Source organism: Bacteroidota bacterium (assembly GCA_017303905.1).
Lineage (GTDB): Bacteria > Bacteroidota > Bacteroidia > B-17B0 > Aurantibacillaceae > JAHEYG01.
On sequence record JAFLBH010000004.1, the window covers coordinates 15,941 to 35,397 of the forward strand.

The 19,457-nt window shown below is 37.5% G+C and carries 17 protein-coding genes; 4 read left to right on the forward strand and 13 right to left on the reverse strand.

Translation table 11 applies throughout. The features are described from left to right. Positions 1–17: 17 nt before the first annotated feature. From J0L69_13345 to rsfS, 4 genes are all read right to left on the reverse strand, one after another. A complete protein-coding gene (locus J0L69_13345; GenBank protein MBN8694173.1) occupies positions 18–2,669 on the reverse strand; it encodes a T9SS type A sorting domain-containing protein in 2,652 nt (883 codons plus the stop codon). 64 nt (positions 2,670–2,733) lie between these two features. Beyond that, the gene (locus J0L69_13350; GenBank protein ID MBN8694174.1) at positions 2,734–5,826 is read right to left on the reverse strand and encodes a gliding motility-associated C-terminal domain-containing protein; all 3,093 of its coding nucleotides are present in this window, start codon (positions 5,824–5,826) and stop codon (positions 2,734–2,736) included. A 367-nt stretch (positions 5,827–6,193) separates the two neighbouring features. Then, positions 6,194–8,206 carry an ATP-dependent zinc metalloprotease FtsH gene (ftsH, locus tag J0L69_13355; protein ID MBN8694175.1) on the reverse strand — a complete coding sequence of 671 codons (2,013 nt, stop codon included), beginning with the start codon at positions 8,204–8,206 and terminating at the stop codon, positions 6,194–6,196. A 115-nt stretch (positions 8,207–8,321) separates the two neighbouring features. After that, positions 8,322–8,744 carry a ribosome silencing factor gene (rsfS, locus tag J0L69_13360; GenBank protein ID MBN8694176.1) on the reverse strand — a complete coding sequence of 141 codons (423 nt, stop codon included), beginning with the start codon at positions 8,742–8,744 and terminating at the stop codon, positions 8,322–8,324. Between the two features lie 233 nt (positions 8,745–8,977). Between rsfS and J0L69_13365 the strand changes: the two genes are divergently transcribed. After that, positions 8,978–9,739, forward strand: coding sequence for a biotin--[acetyl-CoA-carboxylase] ligase (locus J0L69_13365; protein ID MBN8694177.1), 762 nt, complete (start codon positions 8,978–8,980; stop codon positions 9,737–9,739). On the opposite strand, the gene J0L69_13370 is transcribed toward J0L69_13365, so the two are convergent. The 6 genes from J0L69_13370 to J0L69_13395 form a co-directional block, all read right to left on the reverse strand. Further along, a complete protein-coding gene (locus tag J0L69_13370; protein MBN8694178.1) occupies positions 9,722–10,150 on the reverse strand; it encodes a hypothetical protein in 429 nt (142 codons plus the stop codon). The genes J0L69_13365 and J0L69_13370 overlap by 18 nt on opposite strands. Then, the gene (locus tag J0L69_13375; protein ID MBN8694179.1) at positions 10,143–10,724 is read right to left on the reverse strand and encodes a dephospho-CoA kinase; all 582 of its coding nucleotides are present in this window, start codon (positions 10,722–10,724) and stop codon (positions 10,143–10,145) included. Before J0L69_13375 ends, J0L69_13370 begins: the two co-directional genes overlap by 8 nt. Beyond that, positions 10,721–11,641 carry a YbbR-like domain-containing protein gene (locus J0L69_13380; protein ID MBN8694180.1) on the reverse strand — a complete coding sequence of 307 codons (921 nt, stop codon included), beginning with the start codon at positions 11,639–11,641 and terminating at the stop codon, positions 10,721–10,723. The genes J0L69_13375 and J0L69_13380 overlap by 4 nt, the downstream gene beginning before the upstream one ends. A 48-nt stretch (positions 11,642–11,689) precedes the next feature. Then, positions 11,690–12,019 (reverse strand): preprotein translocase subunit YajC, encoded by a 330-nt coding sequence (yajC, locus tag J0L69_13385; protein ID MBN8694181.1) that lies wholly within the window; start codon positions 12,017–12,019, stop codon positions 11,690–11,692. 27 nt (positions 12,020–12,046) lie between these two features. Continuing rightward, positions 12,047–12,520, reverse strand: coding sequence for a DUF1573 domain-containing protein (locus J0L69_13390; GenBank protein ID MBN8694182.1), 474 nt, complete (start codon positions 12,518–12,520; stop codon positions 12,047–12,049). Between the two features lie 77 nt (positions 12,521–12,597). Continuing rightward, positions 12,598–13,749, reverse strand: a complete 1,152-nt coding sequence (locus tag J0L69_13395; protein ID MBN8694183.1) for a hypothetical protein — start codon at positions 13,747–13,749, stop codon at positions 12,598–12,600. A 205-nt stretch (positions 13,750–13,954) separates the two neighbouring features. Here J0L69_13395 and guaB point away from each other — a divergent pair, with 205 nt between their 5' ends. From guaB to J0L69_13410, 3 genes are all read left to right on the forward strand, one after another. Continuing rightward, positions 13,955–15,421: an IMP dehydrogenase gene (guaB, locus tag J0L69_13400; GenBank protein ID MBN8694184.1), complete on the forward strand. Its 1,467-nt coding sequence runs from the start codon at positions 13,955–13,957 to the stop codon at positions 15,419–15,421. A gap of 73 nt (positions 15,422–15,494) precedes the next feature. Further along, the gene (locus J0L69_13405) at positions 15,495–16,094 is read left to right on the forward strand and encodes a peptide deformylase (protein MBN8694185.1); all 600 of its coding nucleotides are present in this window, start codon (positions 15,495–15,497) and stop codon (positions 16,092–16,094) included. A gap of 1 nt (position 16,095) precedes the next feature. After that, positions 16,096–16,704 (forward strand): tetratricopeptide repeat protein, encoded by a 609-nt coding sequence (locus J0L69_13410; protein MBN8694186.1) that lies wholly within the window; start codon positions 16,096–16,098, stop codon positions 16,702–16,704. Position 16,705: 1 nt separating this feature from the next. Here the strand turns inward: J0L69_13410 and J0L69_13415 are convergent, their stop codons facing one another. From J0L69_13415 to J0L69_13425, 3 genes are all read right to left on the reverse strand, one after another. Beyond that, on the reverse strand, positions 16,706–17,737 hold the full coding sequence (locus J0L69_13415; GenBank protein ID MBN8694187.1) for a type I asparaginase: 1,032 nt from the start codon (positions 17,735–17,737) through the stop codon (positions 16,706–16,708). A gap of 69 nt (positions 17,738–17,806) precedes the next feature. After that, on the reverse strand, positions 17,807–18,187 hold the full coding sequence (locus J0L69_13420) for a DUF3127 domain-containing protein (GenBank protein MBN8694188.1): 381 nt from the start codon (positions 18,185–18,187) through the stop codon (positions 17,807–17,809). A gap of 24 nt (positions 18,188–18,211) precedes the next feature. After that, positions 18,212–19,114 carry a flavin reductase family protein gene (locus J0L69_13425; protein ID MBN8694189.1) on the reverse strand — a complete coding sequence of 301 codons (903 nt, stop codon included), beginning with the start codon at positions 19,112–19,114 and terminating at the stop codon, positions 18,212–18,214. Between the last annotated feature and the right edge of the window lie 343 nt (positions 19,115–19,457).

The window sequence follows — 19,457 nt, forward strand, 5'->3', positions numbered from 1 at the left end:
CTTTTTATAAAGATGAGTTACTGTTTGGAAATTGTAATGACTTGTAATTTATCGTGCGTTTTTATCTTCACGAAGTAAATTCCATTGGCTAAGTTTGGAATTTCGAAATTAATTTTTGAATCGGAAGTTTCATCTGTTCTTAATACGCGCCCAAATAAATCTACCACTTCAATAGTTTTCGGAAAACTATTATTCAATTCAATGGTAAATGCGCCGGGATTTGGATTTGGATATAACATCACACCTGAAATGGAAGGTCCCATCGTTAAAATGCTTGTACAAACACTAACCACTACATTGATTAATGTCCGCGGACCGTTAGTACAAGTTGAATCCTGAACGTAATAGCTGTATGTTCCGTTAGTTGTTAAGGTTGGCGTAATATAAACTGATCCCGTAGCTAAACTTACTGTAGATGTTGGTGAAGCGTACCAATTAAGATTACCAATTCCTCCGGCGGTTAATGTTGCTGTTTGCGCGACACAAATATTCAAATTTACTGTAGGAGTAAGATTGGTTGGAGCCGGTGGTACATTGCACTGTTCAAACTCAATAATAAAAGCGTCCAACACAGCATCAAAGTTTGGTTGATGCGAATTTGATGTGGATATACCAACTGCACTACTTGTATATCCACTTAAATATAGTTTACCCGCATTACTTACCGTGCATCCAACACCAACATCATCTCCAAAATTACCATAATAGGTTCCATACATTCTTTGCCCTGAAGAATTGAACTCGGCAAAATACGCATCACTTGGTCCGCCACCATGACTCGGTTGATGCGCATTCGTTGTTGCTATATCTGTTCCTCCCGTACTGGATGTCATTCCGGTTAAATAAATATTTGTATTGGTTCCTGTTGCCACACTAAATCCACGATCGCTTCCGATACCTCCATAATAGGTTCCCCACTGTCGAATTCCTGATGAATTAAACCGAACCAGAAAAGCATCTAATGATCCTCCGCCATAGCTAACCTGATGCGATGAAGGTGTGCTGATATTACTTCCGCCTTGTGTATAGCCCGTCAAATAAACATTTCCTAAATTATCACAGGTGCATCCTTGTCCGTAATCCAATCCCGCACCTCCATAATACGTTCCCCATTGTTGAACACCTGACGAATTAAATTTCACTAAAAAACCATCGAATATTCCACCACCATGAATTGGTTGATGTGATCCTGAACTTGAAATGCTACTTGTACTTGCTGTGTATCCGCTGATATAAACATTATTACTTGCATCGGTGCAAACTTTATTACTGAATTCATCATCGCCTCCTCCGTAATAGGTTCCCCATTGACGAACACCGGCAGAATTAAACTTAACTAAAAAGCAATCTTGCATACCACTTATATTCGTTTGATGTGAACCAATAGTTGCAATATCATTTGTACTGTAAGTATTTCCTATTAAATAGATATTTCCGGAATTATCGGTGCTACATTGTTGCCCGATATCATCCGCGCTTCCTCCATAATAGGTAGCCCATTGAAGCGCTCCGGTTGAACCAAATTGGGCTAAAAAAGCATCCGTTATTCCACCACCAAAAACAGTTTGATGCGCGGTACTTGTTGCAATATACGACGGACTTTGTGTATCACCGGATATATAAACGTTACCGGAATTATCAACGGCACAACCATAAGCATGATCGTCAACTATGGTACCATAATATGTTGCCCACTGACGAACGCCGGCTGAATTAAACTTTACCACATAAGCATCTTCAATTCCCATCCAGCTTGTTTGATGCGCACCAACAGTAGCGATGGATGTACCTGTTGTAGAACTGGTATAACCACTCTGAAAAATGTTTCCTGACACATCAGTTGTGCATGCTTGTCCAAAATCTGTCATGTCTCCACCATAGTAGGTACCCCAAACACGAACCATCGGATCGATAATCAGAGATTGGTTGCTATTGTAATTAGGAATGTCGAAACTTAATATATTATTCTCAAGCTTCCAGGAAGCCTTAATTTGTTTACCATTTTGAAAAACAATAGGCGCGCCTTCCTGAACTTCTCCAATTGGTGTACTTAAGATAACACTTCCATCCGGTTGAATTCTAACATCCGCGCCTTTCACTTCAATTTGAATGAGTTTATAATTGGTATGCGGTGCTACTAAGTAATCATGCTTTAATGTTCCGTTTTTTTGATAATAATGTACATCAATTCCATTGTACAAATTTTCTAAAGAAACGCCTTCATAAGATGGAACGTTTAACACACCATTTGGACAGGCCGGTAAATAATAGTTTGTAAAACCGGCATGAGCTTTATCTGTTTTAATTTTTAAACTTGTGTTACAATTTTTCCAATAGGTATCAATTCGATAGAGTGTAATTTTATCGGGTAATTTAATATCCGGAATCTCTTTATTTAAAATATCCGTGTTTTTATTTTGTTTCCAGGAATCAACTTTTGTTAATTGATAACTTACACCATTATTACGAATATGAAAATTGATTTCTCCATCAGAACCTGCAAAAAGTACATCCGTACGCGGTTTATAATGTTGATCGGAAATCTGTCCCTTGTTTTCGGTAAATGAAATAAGATTTTTGTTTGGTTTATCTTCCTTTATACTTTTACTGCTATAACCAAAACACGTGTATGATAACAATACCAGACCTATAAAAAATCCTTTATTCATTTTAAATGTTAAACAACATTGTTTCAGATAAAGATAGTAATTAAAAGATTTTTTATGGTAAGTATTATCTTATAAGGGTAACATGTCCCTTTAACTCGTGCGCTTTTGAGAATACGGATGTGCATCGAATCAACCACACATAAGTACCTTGTTCGCATCCCTTATTTCCACGACCCTGAAAAGTGCCATCCCAACCTTCTTCAAATTTTTTGGTACTAAATACTTTTTCTCCCCAACGATCAAAAACAAATAATTCATAGTCAACAACTCCAAATCCCTTTGGTTGAAACACATCATTTAATCCATCGCTGTTAGGTGTAAATGCATTAGGCACATAAATTCCGAAGTCTTCACCAACCACAAGTGGTCTAAGAATTGTATCAACACAACCTTTATCGCTCTTTACAACTAAAGCTACAACATAGTTACCGGGTTCGGTATACATGAAGGTAGGATTTTGTTGAACTGAAGTATATTGAGCTGTATTCATGAAATACCATTGCCAGCCTGTAATATTTGCACCGTGAGAAGCGTCAGTAAATACAACTTCGCCATCAATATTTATAATTGGTTTAATTGGTGCGTGATTAAAATCTGCTACAGGTACCGGATAAACTTCAACCGTGTGCGTTGTAGAGTTTACACAACCATAAATACTTGTTGCTTGAACATTGATAGTATAAATACCTATTGCGTCATAACATCCTTGAGCAGTAGATGCAGTACCTGAAAAACCATTCCCTAAGTTCCAATTATATGTTTGAATAGTTGCAGAACTTGAGAAGGTGAAATCAGTACAGAAAGGTGGACAACCATTATTTTTAGTAGAAGCAATAGCAACATCAGGAATTGGATGTACAACTACCGCTGCAGTAGTTGTGTTAACACAGCCATTTGCATCCGTTACGGTTAAATTATAAGTACCGGTGTATCCAACGGTGTGAGCCATAATGGTTGGATTTTGAACTGCAGAGAAAAATCCATTCGGACCGGTCCAAGAGTACGATACGCCACCAATTCCACTTAAGTTTAACATATTGTCGATACAAATAGGACTATTTGAATTGATTTGTGGTACCGGTAATGAATTAACGATTAAGTTCGTTACAAGTGTATCAGAACAAGTGTTTGCATCTGTAATGATCACCTGATACTGCCCTGCATTACTTAATTGTGCATTGATAATAGCTGGATTTTGACTCGTTGATGTAAATCCTGCAGGACCTGTCCAGCTATAGGAAGTTCCGCCATTTGCACTTAAGCTTGTGTTTAAATTTAAACAAACTGTATTTCCGGAAACGGAAACTATAGGCTGAGGATTAACCACAACATTTTGATTAGTGGAATTCACACAACCATTCGCATCAGTAACAGTTAATACATAATTTCCGTTATTAGACATTGATGCATTTGTAATGGTTGGATTTTGTAATGAACTGGATAAACCCGGACCACTCCATGAATAACTTACCCCTCCACTTCCTGTAAAACTGATAGGGAAATTAATACAAACCGGACTATTCGTTACTATATTTGGCGTTGGCAATGGATTTATCACTACAGTGTAAGTAGAACCCGCTGTACATGTTCCTACACCGGCAATTAATGTATAAACACCGGCGGCAGACATAGGTACGTTGGTAATGACAGGATTTACAGTTGTGCCGCTATAACCCGGACCGACCCATGTATAATTTGAACCTCCGGAAGAAAACAAATTCAAAGTATTACCAACGCAAACCGGACTATTACTGGTTATGGTAGGACTAGGAAGTGCGAAAACTGTAACACTCGCTGTTTCGGTATTCACGCAATTATTTGCATCCGTAACAGTCACCGTATAAATTCCGGTCATGTTTAATTGCGCTGACGGTATTGAAGGATTCTGCACATTTGAAGTATACGCGTTAGGTCCCGACCAAGAATAAGTTACTCCACCACTCGACGTTAAATTGATAGTTGAATTAATACAATTGGTTGGATGAGTTACTGCAATAATCGGCAATGGGTTCACGACTACATTGGTTGTTCCGGAACCAACACATCCATTTGCATCAGTTACCGATACTGTATAGATACCGGCGTTTGCAATTTGGGTATTCGCTTGTGTAGGATTTTGCAAATTGGAATTAAAGGAGCCTGGTCCTGTCCAAGTAAACGTACTATAGGCACCTCCATTCAATTGCATGGTAGTTCCAACACAATAAGGACCTGTGTTAGTTGGTGTAGGTACCGGTAAAGGATTCACTAATATATTAAGAGTCGACGTTCTTGTACAACCACTCGCGCTTGTAGAAGAAACCGAATAAGTACCACTAGCTAATGTTGATGCGTTTGGAATGGTAGGATTTTGCAAATTAGAGGTAAATCCATTTGGACCTGTCCAAGTGTAAGAAGTCAAAGAATTACAGTTTAAGTTAATCGGACTTCCCGCACAAACAGTATTAGCCAAAGCAGATGGAGTTACCGTAATATTAGGAACAGTTGTAAGAGTTGTATTTGTTACACCACAACCGGTTGTATAGGTTATTACAGATGTGTTAGGGCCAACAACAGGAAATGGAGCAATTGAGCCGGTACCTGAAGCAGGTAATCCAATTGCTGGGTTACTGTTTGTCCATGCAACACCGGCCGGAACATTTATGGCAGGGGTTAGATTTCCTTCACACACAACAACGGGCACATTATTAGTAGTTGGCAAGGGTATTGTAAAAGTTACAGTTAGAGGGAACATACTACAACCATCCGCAGTAAATACGTTACTTCCACTTAAAATAGTAAAAGAAATAGGCACTCCTGCAGGCAATCCGGTGTAATCAAAATAAACCCAATCATTATAGGTGTTCATTTGTCCGGTACAACCAGCAACAGATAATATAGTGGTTGCGCAGCCGGGTAATTGACTCATGGGTATGTTTTGCAAATTAGCAAGAGGCGAAGCAGTTTGGGTAGTTGTAACTGAACCTACCGCTAAACTAATTGTCATACTTGTTGAGTTCGCTGCAGCGTTACCATGCCAATGCTCAACGAAAATTCTCAAATTACCCGCACAATCTACGCAATAGGCAATCTGAACCGAATGCGATTTAACAGAATATTGAATACCAATAAAAAAAAGTAAGAACAGAAATAATTTGTAATGTAATTTTAACTTCATAATGCTCTGCTTTTTAATTATAATTTCATATTTGATTAATTAAACCGTCTTCAATTCTTTAAAATTATTTAATAAGACTAAAATAACAAGTCTGTTACCTAATTAATAAGCTCAGTTCACTCAATCTAAAACGAAGTTTAGATTAATTAACATACTGTTAACAAAGCTGTTTCTTAAAAATCACATCGTCATAACGATTAAAAAAGGATATTAAACCAAGAAAGATTAAAAAACACACAAATACATTTATAGAAGTATTTATGTGATTCAAGCCCGGCGTTTCGACAAGCTCAACGACCGGATTTTAATCAAAACAAAAATCCCCGACTAAACAGCCGGGGATTTTTTATGAATTGATTTAATTTAATTAAGCGATTGGATTCTCAGGATTGGTGTTCTCAATTGTTTTTACCTGAGGCGAAACGTCTTCCTTCTTATCGAACGGACGTTTACCGAAAATCTCTTCTAAATCTTCTTTAAAGATAACTTCTTTCTCCAATAACTTCTCGGCAAGTGTAGTCAGTTTCTCCTTATTTAAGGTCAAGATTTGTTTTGTTCTCGCGTAGGCTACATCTACCATCTTCTTCACCTCTTCATCAATGGTTTTAGCGGTTGATTCACTATACGGTTTACCAAATGAATATTCTGATTGCCCTGAACTATCATAATAACTGATGTTACCTACTTTGTCATTTAATCCGTAATACACAATACTTGCATAAGCTTGTTTGGTGATTTTTTCCAAATCGCTTAATGCACCTGTACTTACTTTTCCGAATACTATTTCTTCAGCCACACGTCCGCCTAAAGCAGCGCACATTTCATCCATAATTTGATCGGCAGTTGTAATCTGACGTTCTTCCGGTAAATACCAGGCTGCGCCTAAAGAACGACCACGTGGTACAATGGTTACTTTAACTAGCGGTGAAGCATGCTCCAACATCCAGCTAACCGTAGCGTGTCCTGCTTCATGGAATGCAATCACACGTTTTTCATGTGGTGTAATAATTTTATTTTTCTTTTCAAGACCTGCGATAATTCTATCCACCGCATCTAAGAAATCTTGTTTAGTAACTTGTTTCTTATTGGCACGCGCCGCAATTAAAGCCGCCTCATTACAAATGTTTGCGATATCAGCTCCGCTAAATCCGGGAGTTTGACGAGCCATGAATTCAACATCTACACTATCATCAATTTTAATACGCTTTAAATGCACTTTAAAGATTTGCTGACGCTCTATAACATCCGGCATATCTACATAAATCTGACGATCGAAACGTCCGGCACGTAATAAAGCGCGGTCTAAGATATCAGCACGGTTAGTGGCTGCTAAAATAATAACACCGCTATTAGTTCCGAAACCATCCATCTCAGTCAATAACTGATTCAATGTGTTTTCACGCTCATCGTTAGCGCCTGCAGAAATGCTTTTTCCGCGCGCACGACCAATCGCATCAATCTCATCAATGAAAATGATACAAGGCGCTTTTTCTTTCGCGTTTTTAAATAAATCTCTAACCCTCGACGCACCTACCCCAACAAACATTTCCACAAAGTCAGAACCTGACAAAGAGAAGAAAGGTACTTTCGCTTCACCGGCTACGGCTTTTGCCAATAAGGTTTTACCGGTACCCGGAGGCCCTACTAATAAGGCTCCCTTCGGAATCTTTGCACCTAAGTCGGTGTATTTTTTCGGATTCTTTAAAAAATCAACAATCTCTTTAATCTCAATTTTTGCACCTTCTAAGCCGGCCACATCATCAAATGTAATGTTCACATTGGTGTCTTTATCGAACAATACAGCTTTTGATTTTCCGATATTGAAGATCTGACCGGGACCGCCTGCTCCGCCGCTCATACGACGCATCATGAATAACCATAATACCACCATTATTAAAATCGGTGCAATCCAAGTCATTTCATTCATCCAATTGGTTTCTTCAATAGAATGAGGATACACACGACGCTCTTTAGCAATTTGTGCTTCATCTTGCACCTTTTCTATACGACGTAAGAAATCATCCACGGATGATACTGTAAGTACGAAATGTGGTCCGCGGAATTTCTTATCGGTAAAATAAGCACGACCTGTGTTAGGGTCTTTATAACGGTCAAGCGTTACCAAACTATCTACATTGATATAAACACGTGCATATTTCTCATTAACGATGTCGATGTTAACTACATCACCTTTCGCCAACATTTCCTGTTCAAATTTAACCTGACTAATTTCGATGGCACGCGATGAAAAGTTAGTGCCGAAAAAAGTAATGAATAGTAATCCAACAATTACCAAACCGTAAATCCAGTAAAAGTTATTACCGCTGTTGCTGTTTTTGTTAGAGCCTGAGTTAGACTGTTTGGAAAATTTTTCTTTCATTTTCTCAAACTGCTTTCTTCTCGCCTCTTCCTGATCGTTCTGTTGATTATCCGACTGATGATTGGTATTGTCGGTATTTTTAATTTCGTCGCTCATTATTTTAGTATCATTTAAATTATGCTGTTGTTATTTCAGCGTCTGCCCACAAAGCTTCCAAATTGTAATAATCTCTTATTTCTTTCTGAAACACATGAGCCACAATATTTATATAGTCAATTAAAATCCATTCTGCATTTTCATAACCCTCTGCATGGAAAGGCTTTTCTCCTGTTGTCTTTCTTACTACTTCTTCTACTGAATCTGCAATCGCTTCGACATGTGTTTTACTGTCGGCATCACAAATAACAAAGAAATCGCACACACTGTTCTCAACATCCGATAAATTAACAATCGTTATGTTCTTCGCCTTCTTTTCCTGCATACCGTCGATAATCGCATCCAAAAGATTGGTTGTTTGTTCGGCGGTAGCTGTTTTCTTAGGACGTTTCGATTTTTTCTTCTTTTCGGAATTGGCAATTAGGTTCGCTTGCTTGGTCATTACATCCTTTTCTTTCACCGGCTTTTTAGCCGCTGCTTTTTTCGTTGGCTTCTTTTTTCCGCCAACCGATAATGATGTACGTTTTTTTGCCGGCTTTGCCGAAGATTTTTTGGCTGATTTAGCAGCCGACTTTTTTACAATTTTTTTAGCCATAAAGGATATTAAATACTTAGCTTTATTTGCTTACTTTATCTAAGTTTGCACTAACCAACAAAATTAACCTTTTTGGCTTAATGGCAACACTTTTTATAGGGCAAAACAAAGTTTTTTTACCTGAAACAGATAGTACCAATTCTTATGCCATTAGCTTGTTAAAGAACGTTAACTGCCCTGAAGGCACTGTTGTTTACACCCATCATCAAACCGCTGGAAGAGGACAAAGAGGTAACAGTTGGATTGCAAATCCCTCTCTCAATATCACTCTTTCTCTTGTTGTAAAACCAAATTTTTTAGCCCCCAAAAACGCTTTCTATTTGAGCAAAATTACTGCTTTGGCATTGCATGACGTATTGACGGAAATATTAGCCAATAGTCAATTTGACATAAAAATCAAATGGCCAAATGACATACTTGTAAACAGAAAAAAAATTGCAGGCGTCCTCATCGAAAACAGTTTTCATGAGCAACATATTAACTGGAGTGTTATCGGGATTGGGCTTAATGTCATGCAGACAGAATTCGGTTCCTTAATGAATAGCGCTACTTCATTGCTTTTGTTAGGAAACTCTGATGCAAATCCTGATGCAGTGAGTGAAAACCTTTTTGTGTATTTTGAAAAATGGTATTTAAAATTAAAGCAAAACAAACTAAAGGAAATTGACGAACAATACCATGCGCATTTATTCGGCATTCATCAATCCATGCGATTTAAGCATGATACGGAAGAGTTTAATGCTCGTATAAAAGGTGTGAGTGAACAGGGACTGCTGCAATTAATTCATGAAAATGGAGAGGAGAAAAGCTACGATATTAAAACGTTAAGCTTTGTCATGTAATCCCAGCAACTCTTTCACATTGCCGAGTTTGGTATGCATATCGAGCGAAAAATCCGATTCCAGGGCATTTTGCTGAACGTAAGTATATAACACGAATACTTTTTGAAATGCGTTTTTTGCTGCCTCTGCTCTATCCGTTGCCAAGTACATTAAGCCTTTTTCGTACAATAAATCTCCTAACATTTTAAGGTTTTCCGAATTCAGACTATGATTTTTCATTAAATATTCCGGAAGACCTTTTGTTTCCAAAGATTCTGCAAACTCCACTTCAACCAAGGAATATTTTTGAGCAGATGTTTTAATTAATTCTTCCAACTCCGGCCAATTCCCCATCTTGCGTAAACCAAAAAGAGTTCCTAAAAACTTCCCGAACTCTTCATACATCCGCATGATATAATCTTTCCTAAGCATTTTGCAGTTTTTGATGGATAGCCAAAACCTGAGGAATTAATCCTTCTGTTTCATTATTATCAATCACAAAATCGCTGATGGGTTGCTTTTCTTCATCGGGCATTTGATGACTGATACGCTTTAAAACATCTTCACGGCTACTTTTATCTCTTTGCATTACGCGGTTCAAGCGCTCTTCAAGCGGCGCCATTACCAGAATAATTTTATCTACTTTTTTGTATAAACCAGTTTCAAATAAAAGCGCGGTTTCTTTAATAATGTATTTGTGAGATTTGTATTCTTCCTTAAAAGATGTAAAATCCTTTTCTACTGCCGGATGAATGATACCGTTTATCTTAGAAAGCAACGATGAATCGGAAAATATTTTCTGAGATATATAAGCCCTGTTTAAACTGCCATCTGCATGATAGACTTCATTTCCTAAAAGTGCGATTACTTTTTCTTTGACCTCGGGTAAAAAGTACATTTCCTTGGCTCTGTAGTCGGAATTATATACAGGCACTCCCAACACCTGAAACAACTTTCCAACGGTTGATTTACCTGTACCGATGCCTCCTGTTAAGCCTACTATCATTTTGTTTTAAAGAGTAAAAATTCAACTTCGGTTGGCTCGATGGATAAAATTTTGGCTTGCGTTGGAACTGTACTTAATTCTACCATCATTTTATTGTTATGATGCTTGGAATAATTCACCACAGCTTTAAAATCATCGGAGGAAATTTCACTAAAATCATTTCGTGCAGCAGAGTATGTGATTTTTACTTTTGATGGAAACAATTTTGCAACTGTTGAAGGCGCTATTCCTAAAGCGGTTAATGGCACTTCAATTTGTTTTTCCAAAAGCTTATCGGCTTTAATGCTTATGTTAACCTCATTGATATTCAGAAATACATTTTCCGACGGACGCAACAATGCGAGTTGTCCGTTATAATTAGCATTCACCTGATTTAAGTAAAGTGGTGCTGTTGAAATACTATCAATTCCATTTACAGAAATACTATCGCCGTTAATAGTAATAAAGGCAGGACTGATAACAGGTTTTGATAGCACATAACCCTTTTCGGGATTCGCGGAAATAATTGCTTTAACGGCTACGTTTTTAGTGATACCCGTTTTACTCACAAAAAACAAAGTATCCGGACTGATCCGCTTAACATCCACATTTAATTTTGTGGTTTCACTTAATTTAATGTTACCGGAACTGATTGAATAAGCCTGTTGTTTGTTATCGCTTTTCAGTTTATTAAAGTCGATAGTGATTTCATTAAACGGACGGCGCAACAAAACAAAAAACAATTTCAAGCCGTTTGTTTTAATATCAAAACGCAAATGATCGGGAAGTTCGTTAATCAGCGCTTTGTTAGCGGGCAGATTAACAAACTTAACCGGTACATTAATCGAATAAAAATACGTTTGATTTAAACGATGGGAAATCCACAAAAAAGCGGAAATAGCAAGGCAAATAAGGAAGGCTGATAATTTCCCCCGCATTAACTTTGGTTTAATGCCATATGAAGAATTACCGCCTGCCAATAGTTATTATGCGTTTTGGTTTAAAGTAGCAGAAGCGTCTTGAGAAATGGCGTTCTTAGAAATCTTCATCTTTGTGCCATCTTCTACTTCCATAATTACAGTAGCATCATCGCGCATTTCTACAATTTTACCGTAGATACCGCCAATGGTTAAAATTTTATCGCCCTTTTTTAAAGCCTCAATGTATTTCTTTTGATCTTTTGCTTTTTTCACTTGCGGACGAATCATAAAAAAGTAGAATACCACAATGATTAATACGAGTGGTAAAATTTGCATGATTGGGTTTCCGCCTTGAGCGCCCCCTTGAGGAGCCATTAAAATGAATTGTTGTAACATATTTGATTGATTAGATAAATTTATTAATTAAAAACCTTCGTCCTTTACAGCTTCCGCAACAATAACATCGGTTTTGATTCGGATAACACGGGTACTAGGCTCGCAATTGGTAACAACTGTAATTGTTTTTTCCTGAATGCCGCTTTTACCTTCGCTATTAAAAACAACATTAATTTTTCCTTCTTGTCCTGGTAAAACAGGCTCTTTTGGAAATTCAGGAACCGTACAACCACAACTACCTGCAGCTGATGCAATGATTAAGTTACCTTTACCGATATTCTTAAATTTAAAGGCATAAGATACCTTTTCGCCTTGAGTAATTCGGCCAAAATCATGTTCCTCTTCTTCAAACTTAATTTCAGGTAAACTTCCCTTATCCTCTCCGTTAGCAGAGGCTGAATTAGTGATATCATTGGTAGAAACACCTTGTTCCTGATTATCATTGGCACAGGATGTCACTAAAACACTGATTGCGGTTATTAATACTAATTTGCGATACATACTCGTTATATGTGCCGCAAAGATAGCAATTAAAATGGTTTATGTCTTTTAGACCTTTATTAAAAAATATTAAACAATTACTGGCGTATATATTTAATAAACGTTGGAGTTTCAGAGTCATTTAACTCTAAAAGGTAGGCACCGGGTGTTAGATCTAACTTATCTACGCCGTTTTTATAATCATCGGTAATTAATGAAGTAATTAGAATTCCGGTAACAGAATAAACATTAATTTTAATTTCCTTCGGCTCATACAGACAAGTAATCATATCATGAATTTTAAAATCATCGTTTACGTCCACCTGCTTTATACGGTAATAATTAACGCCACGCTTAGGTAAATTATCCTTGAAAGAATAATTAATAATTTGATTAGAATTTATGGCTCCTTCTACCCGTCCGATTTCTTCAAAATCCGCTCCGTTTTGTGAGCGCTGTACACTAAAATACGCATTGTTTTTTTCACTGTAGGTGGCCCAATTTAATTGAGTGCCTGTTTTGTCGGAAGCACATTTAAAATTCCCTAACTCAACAGGAAGCGGATTGTAAATGGAATAATAAATCTGGAAACTTGGTCTCCTTACACCAACCTGCGGAAGAAAAAACACATCGCAATATGTAGCTTCTGTAACTTGTAGATTAGCATCAGAAGAATAAACTGTTGTTCCCGCGGTTCCACTTCCGGAAATATACATATGCCTGTTAGCAACAACATTGTCTTCACGTGTTAAATAAAAAGCTCGAGTTGTACCAGGATTAATATTAACATTAACCGCTATTGGAATTGGAGAAGAAGTTGTAGTTGAGGCACCTGTAACATTCGCAGCACTTCCCACTAAAGTCCACGAAGCTGCATTACCCTCAAATCCTACAAAGGTTCCTGTTTTTGTATAAATTCTATATCCGGTTGTGCCCCCAAATCTTGCTTCAAAACAATTTATTGTAATTGTGTTAGTTGAGATATTATTAATATTAACCATCCAACCTGCATAATAATTGGTCCATGCCGGATAACCGGTAACTAAGGTATTAGCAGAAGCACACCACATGATTTTTTCACCCGAAAATTGTTCAGGTGACTTCACAAAGTTTTGAGAGTTTATCGCATCAATGTCTCCTTGCAAAGCTTGGTCAGGAACCTCAGAGTTAGTTACAATAATATTACTTTGTGAGAAAACAGTTAGATTTAAAAAAATTAAACAAATGCAAGATTGGATTTGTTTCTTCATAATTAAGGAGATTAATTTGTTAAATGTATAAGAATATCAGATAGTTACTAAAATGATTTAGCAAAAGTGTTGTATAAACGAGTGTATTTGAATTAATCTTGAGTAAAACAAAAAACAATAATTCCCAAAAAGCCCAATTGCTGATTATTTTCATTAACTTTGCCCGAATTTTATAATCTTAAAATTCATTTCTATGGCTTCATCTATTAACTCTCAAAAGTTTGTTCAAGAAGGACTTACTTACGATGACGTTTTATTAGTTCCCGATTATTCGGAAGTATTGCCTCGTGATGTTAACATTTCGAGTCATTTTACCCGTAATATAAAACTAAATACTCCTATTGTTTCGGCGGCTATGGACACTGTTACTGAGTATCAATTGGCAATTGCCATTGCTCAGGAAGGTGGAATTGGTGTGTTACATAAAAACATGAGTATCGAGGATCAAGCTATGCACGTGCGTAAGGTTAAACGCAGTGAAAGCGGAATGATTTTAGATCCTGTAACTTTATTTGAAGATGCCACTATTGGTGATGCTTTAAACATTATGGCTGAAAACAAAATTGGCGGTATTCCTGTGATTGATAAATCCAATAAACTTGTTGGTATTATTACAAACCGCGATTTACGTTTTGAGAAGAACCTTAAACGTCCGGTTACTCAAGTTATGACTCCTGCCAGTAAAGCGATCACTGCGCAACAAGGTATTAACCTTAAAAAAGCAGAAGAGATTTTACAAGAACACAAGATTGAAAAACTTCCCATCACCGATAAAAACCAAAAATTAGTTGGTTTAATTACTTACAAAGACATTATCAAAATTAAAGTTAGACCAAATGCTTGTAAGGATGAAATGGGACGTTTACGTGTAGCTGCAGCGGTTGGTGTAACTGCCGATGCCATTGAACGTGTTGATGCTTTAGTGAAAGCAAATGTTGATGCTATTATCATTGATACAGCGCACGGTCATTCTAAAGGTGTTATCGATAAATTAAAAGAAGTAAAGAAGAAACATAAAGATTTACAAGTGGTAATTGGAAACATCGCTACGGGTAAAGCTGCATTAGATTTATATAAAGCAGGTGCTGATGCCGTTAAAGTTGGTATCGGTCCTGGTTCAATTTGTACTACACGCGTTATTGCCGGCGTGGGTGTACCTCAATTATCCGCTATTATGGATGTTGCTGCGGCACTAAAAGGTAAAAATATTCCATTAATCGCCGATGGTGGTATTCGTTTTACCGGTGATGTGGTTAAAGCACTTGCCGCAGGTGCGGGAACCGTTATGATGGGCGGAATGTTCGCAGGTGTGGAAGAAAGTCCGGGAGAAACAATCATTTTCGAGGGTCGTAAATTTAAATCTTACCGTGGCATGGGCTCTTTGGAAGCCATGCAAAAAGGTTCCAAAGACCGCTACTTCCAGGATGCGGAAGACGATATTAAGAAATTAGTACCGGAAGGTATTAGTGGTCGAGTGCCTTTTAAAGGGTATTTATCGGAAGTAATCTATCAAATCATTGGTGGTTTACGTGCCGGAATGGGCTACTGTGGTGCAAAAGATATTAAGGCATTACAAAACGCTAAATTCATCCGCATAACTTCAGCAGGTGTGAAAGAAGGACATCCGCACGATGTTGTAATTACACGCGAAGCTCCAAACTATAGCAGATAATTATTATTCATTATTAGAAGTTTCTTGATTCTGTAATAAAACCCGAAACAAGAAACAGTAAACAAGAAATAAAATGGTACTACCAATAGTTGTATATGGCGATCCGGTTTTAAGAAAGGTGTGCGAGGATATTACACCTGATTATGAAGGCTTGGATCAGTTGATAAAAGACATGTTCGAAACCATGTACGCGGCTAACGGTGTTGGACTGGCGGCACCTCAAATTAACAGAGCTATTCGTTTGTTTATTGTTGACGCTACTCCGTTTGCGGAAGTGGAAGAAGATGAAGAAAGCGAGTTTACGAAAAAGGAACTCGAGGAAATGAAGGATTTCAAGAAAATCTTTATTAATGCCCGCATCTTAGAAGAAGACGGCGAAGAATGGAAATTCAGCGAAGGCTGCTTGAGTATTCCTAAAATACGTGAAGATGTTCTAAGAAAGCCTACTATTAAAATCGAGTACCTCGATGAGAATTTTAAGAAACACACTGAGACTTACGATGGCGTGATTGCTCGTGTTATTCAGCACGAGTATGATCACATAGAAGGAGTTCTTTTCACTGATAAGGTGAGCCCGCTTAAGCGTCGTTTAATCTCCGGCAAACTTTCAGATATCAGTAAAGGTAAAGTAAGTGCCGACTATAAAATTCGTGTATATAAAGCCAAAAGATAAAATGAAAAACATCATTAAACAATTAATCATTCTAATTTTCGTTGCCTTAATTGTTTTCTTTTTATTTTATAACTGCAGCGGCAACAAAACAGAAACTACAAAAGAGGAAACAGTTAAAACTGAAACGGTTCAAAACCCAAGCCTCACCAACGATTGCAGAACACTTTATTTGGATGCACTCAAAAACGACAGCATCATTTTATCCGCTACTCAAATTGATGTTGTAGTCGCTAACAAAGCCATAAAGTCATTCGCTGATTTCGCACAGTATTGTAATACGGATAGCTTAGCGCCTGTCTTTCTTTTAAAAGCCGGACAAATAGCGCAAAGCATCAATAACATGCCGCAAGCTAAAGTCAGTTATGAAAAAGTAATTGAAGAATTTCCGGAGTTTAAAAACAGAGGAGCTGCCATGTTCTTATTGGCACAATTGTATGATGAGCCGCAATATCTAAACAATGAGGATCGCGCGCTTGAATTATATAATCAAATCATTAGTTTATATGGCGGTACTGAATGGGCTGCCAATGCCGCTGCTGCGCGTGATTTACTGGGAAAAAGCGATGATCAAATCGTGAAAGAATTCCTGAAAAAGAATAAAGGAAAATAAATTATTCCGATAATTCTCCTCTTAAATTTTTCTCCAATTGCTGTTTTAATTTTGCATGCGGTAATTTTTGTCCGAGCAAAAACATCAATTTAGCCACAGCACTTTCATAGGTAATATCGTGTCCGCTAATGACACCAATATTTTTAAGCTGACGGCTCGTTTCATACATGCCCTGCACTACTCTACCCTCATGACATTGCGTAACATTTAAAATCACCACACCACGCGCAATAGCCGCTTTCAATTCATTCACAAACCATTCCTGAGTACTGGCATTTCCTGCACCAAACGTTTCGAGAACAATGGCTTTTACACCTTTGGTATTAATGATGGATGTAGTTAATTTTTTACTGAGTCCGGGAAATAATTTTAAAACGATAATGTCGTTATCCAACTCTGAATACACCTTCAACTTTCCGTTACCGCGTTTTAAAAGTGCATTCTTGTTATAGGCAATTTCAACGCCTGCCTCTGCTAAAGGAGGATAATTTGGAGATTTGAAGGCATCGAAATGTTCTGAATTATATTTAAAGGTGCGATTACCTCTGTAAAGTTTATACTCAAAATAAATACAAACCTCCGTGACAATACTCTTTCCCTTTTCTTTAGCGCCTGCAATTTCAATGGCTGTAATTAAATTTTCCTTACCATCAGTACGAATAATACCAATTGGTAATTGAGAGCCGGTTAGGATTACCGGTTTATCTAAACTCTCTAACATAAAACTCAAGGCACTTGCCGTAAACGACATCGTGTCGGAGCCATGTAAAATCACAAATCCGTCGTAGGCTTTGTAATGGTCCTTAATCATGTTCGCCAATTTCACCCACACGTCTTTATGCATATTGGATGAATCGATTGGTTTTTCAAAAGCGATGGATGATAGTTCAATATCAAATTTATTTAACTCAGGAACCTGATTGGTAAGCGATTTAAAATCGAACGGTTTGAGAGAACCTGTTTTCGGATCTTGCATCATTCCAATTGTTCCACCTGTATAAATCAGCAGTACTTTTGATTTTGACTTGGCCATAAATTGCTTTTTAAAAAAAAGACACAAGTTAATTTTATCTTGTGTCTTTTAATTGATTCGTTTTATTTTTTAGAAAGGTAGATCATCATTATCACTGATGTTTGATGTAAACACCGGTGATGCTGTTTCTGTATTATTGCTTTGTGCTTGCGAATTTTGATTAGATGCTCCGCCATTCATTTTCTCAATTCTCCAAGCTTCTAAAGTATTGAAATATTTTATGCCTTGCGGACCATTCCATTCGCGACCACGAAGATTAAATTGAATTTTCATTTCGTCACCAATGTTATATTGGTCTAATAAATTACACTTGTCTTGAGTTAATTGAAAACTTACGTGCTGAGGATACGGAGATGTAGCCTCTGTAGTTAAAACGAATTCACGTTTCGAAAAACGATCGCTTACTTTTTGCGTATCGAATTTCATTTTTAAGATACCTGTTACTTCCATGATATATTTATTTTTTATTTTTTACTAATCAATATGCTCCACTGCCAATAACACTTTCCATGCCTCTGCCACTTTATTTTCTTTTAATAAGCGTTGTGCCATGTGGTGCAAATGCTCTTCCAATTTATGACGGTCTTTGCTGTATAGCTCAAACATTTCATTAATAGCCCCTGAGTTTTTATACTGAACAACTTCCTCCTTTGTAGGTAAATGTTCAATATTTCCCAACTGCCCTAAATTATTTCCTGTTAATACATGACTTTTCTTGATATAATCAGGCATGTTATCAAAACCAATTCCGATAGTTGTAATTGGTTTTTCAATTTCAAACAAAGCATCGCCATGTGCTCTGCAATAATAATTTCCGCCCATGCGTGCCACCAAATCAATCTTTTGCTGATCAATCATTTTATTGGCATCTAATACATCTTCACTTACATGTATCATCACCACTTCACAAATCACCAGATTCCCTGCGCCACCTTGTTGTCCGAGCTCAATAATATCCTTTACCTTACACTCTAATTGTACCGGTGATTCTTTTACACGAAAAGGTTTTACTAATTGCGATTCGATTGGTGTTAAACCGGCCTTTGTAAATTCACTTACACCTTTTGGAAACGGACTACTTGCTAAACTGGTTTGATAAACCATGTTGTAATTAACGATATTAATCACGCATTCCGGTACTTCTTTCACATTCTCAAATGTATCTTTCGTTGCACCGGTTCTTCCGCTGCGTGCGGGCGAAAAAACCGCAATTGGAGGCGCTGCAGAAAACACATTAAAAAAACTAAAAGGCGCCACATTTGGATTCCCATTTTTATCGATGGTACTCGCAAAACAAATCGGACGCGGTCCGACTGCACCCAACAAATACTGATGTACTTGCGGTATGGTAAGATCTTTAGGATTGAGGCTTAACATAAGTAACAAATTTACTGAATTGGCAGGGCTTTGGCGAGAGATGTTGATAATTGACGAAATTGTCAATAAGCTTGGAAATATACTTCTTTCTTTTTTGCTGCCATCAAATTATCTTACTTACTTTCTGCCTTGACGCAGAAAGTAACAAAGAAGTCAAGGCTTCATTTTATCCTTTACTCTCTACGGTCGTAATTTTTTATGCACAACAGCCATTGCCGGGCGCTAAAAATGTGCACTGCACATTTTCTTAACGCTGGCAAGCTACCAAATGGGTGATCTCCTTGGCCCGCCTGCGGAGCTTCCCATTTGGCTTAACGCAATTTGTTGCGCATAAAAAACCGTA

Bases quoted from the DNA above. Each gene is read 5' to 3' on its own strand.
- J0L69_13370 (MBN8694178.1), bottom strand. From the start codon at position 10,150: ATGCTTAGGAAAGATTATATCATGCGGATGTATGAAGAGTTCGGGAAG.
- J0L69_13425 (MBN8694189.1), bottom strand. From the start codon at position 19,114: ATGTTAAGCCTCAATCCTAAAGATCTTACCATACCGCAAGTACATCAG.
- J0L69_13415 (MBN8694187.1), bottom strand. From the start codon at position 17,737: ATGGCCAAGTCAAAATCAAAAGTACTGCTGATTTATACAGGTGGAACA.
- J0L69_13405 (MBN8694185.1), top strand. From the start codon at position 15,495: ATGGTACTACCAATAGTTGTATATGGCGATCCGGTTTTAAGAAAGGTG.
- J0L69_13380 (MBN8694180.1), bottom strand. From the start codon at position 11,641: ATGCGGGGGAAATTATCAGCCTTCCTTATTTGCCTTGCTATTTCCGCT.
- J0L69_13365 (MBN8694177.1), top strand. From the start codon at position 8,978: ATGGCAACACTTTTTATAGGGCAAAACAAAGTTTTTTTACCTGAAACA.
- ftsH (MBN8694175.1), bottom strand. From the start codon at position 8,206: ATGAAAGAAAAATTTTCCAAACAGTCTAACTCAGGCTCTAACAAAAAC.
- yajC (MBN8694181.1), bottom strand. From the start codon at position 12,019: ATGTTACAACAATTCATTTTAATGGCTCCTCAAGGGGGCGCTCAAGGC.
- J0L69_13390 (MBN8694182.1), bottom strand. From the start codon at position 12,520: ATGTATCGCAAATTAGTATTAATAACCGCAATCAGTGTTTTAGTGACA.
- J0L69_13395 (MBN8694183.1), bottom strand. From the start codon at position 13,749: ATGAAGAAACAAATCCAATCTTGCATTTGTTTAATTTTTTTAAATCTA.
- J0L69_13350 (MBN8694174.1), bottom strand. From the start codon at position 5,826: ATGAAGTTAAAATTACATTACAAATTATTTCTGTTCTTACTTTTTTTT.
- J0L69_13410 (MBN8694186.1), top strand. From the start codon at position 16,096: ATGAAAAACATCATTAAACAATTAATCATTCTAATTTTCGTTGCCTTA.
- J0L69_13345 (MBN8694173.1), bottom strand. From the start codon at position 2,669: ATGAATAAAGGATTTTTTATAGGTCTGGTATTGTTATCATACACGTGT.
- J0L69_13375 (MBN8694179.1), bottom strand. From the start codon at position 10,724: ATGATAGTAGGCTTAACAGGAGGCATCGGTACAGGTAAATCAACCGTT.
- rsfS (MBN8694176.1), bottom strand. From the start codon at position 8,744: ATGACCAAGCAAGCGAACCTAATTGCCAATTCCGAAAAGAAGAAAAAA.
- J0L69_13420 (MBN8694188.1), bottom strand. From the start codon at position 18,187: ATGGAAGTAACAGGTATCTTAAAAATGAAATTCGATACGCAAAAAGTA.